Source organism: Blastococcus sp. TF02-8 (assembly GCF_003319175.1).
Lineage (GTDB): Bacteria > Actinomycetota > Actinomycetes > Mycobacteriales > Geodermatophilaceae > Blastococcus.
Genome location: NZ_QOHK01000028.1, coordinates 1 through 632 on the forward strand (window position 1 = coordinate 1; position 632 = coordinate 632).

At 70.4% G+C, this 632-nt stretch carries 2 protein-coding genes; both read right to left on the bottom strand.

Going from position 1 to position 632, the window contains the following annotated elements:
- The coding region (locus tag DQ237_RS19335) for an aminotransferase class III-fold pyridoxal phosphate-dependent enzyme (RefSeq protein WP_240619761.1) at positions 1 to 329 on the bottom strand (329 nt) is incomplete at its 3' end.
- Between the two features lie 14 nt (positions 330 to 343).
- Positions 344 to 632, bottom strand: a 289-nt coding sequence (locus DQ237_RS19340; RefSeq protein ID WP_240619762.1) for a hypothetical protein, incomplete at its 5' end; no start/stop codon positions are given.

Consider the following 632-nt stretch of genomic DNA (forward strand, 5'->3'; position numbering starts at 1 on the left):
AGATGTGTATAAGAGACAGGGCCGAGCGCGGCGGAGTGGAAGGCGCGGCTCGTGAGCGTCACGCGGTCGAGCTGCGCGTGCGCGACCGCGAGCAGCCGGGGGTTTCCGTGCCCGAAGTTCACCGCCGAGTAGGCGGCGAGGCAGTCGAGGTAGCGGCGGCCGTCGACGTCGGTGACCCACGCGCCCTCCGCGTCCGTCACGACGACCGGCAGCGGGTGGTAGTTGTGGGCGGCGTGCGCCTCGACCTGCGCGATCGCGTCGCGCGTGGCCGTGCTCACCGCGTCCGTGCCCACCGCATCCGTCGCCTGGTGCATCGTCGTGCCGGTCATGGTCGCCTCCGTCGTCATCGTCGCAGCTCCAGAGTGCAGCACTTGATGCCGCCGCCGCCCAGCAGCAGCTCGCTCAGGTCGAGCCCCACCGTCTCGAAGCCGCGCTCGCGCAGCTGCCGCTCGAAGCCCGTCGCGCGCTCGGCGATGAGCATCGTGCGGCCGTCGCCGAAGGAGTTGAGGCCGAGCACGGATGCGTCCTGGTCGTCGACGAGGATCGCGTCGGGATAGCGGCGCTCGAGCTCCGCGCGGCTCGCGTCGTCGAACGCCTTCGGGAGGTAGGCGATGTTCTGTCTCTTATACACA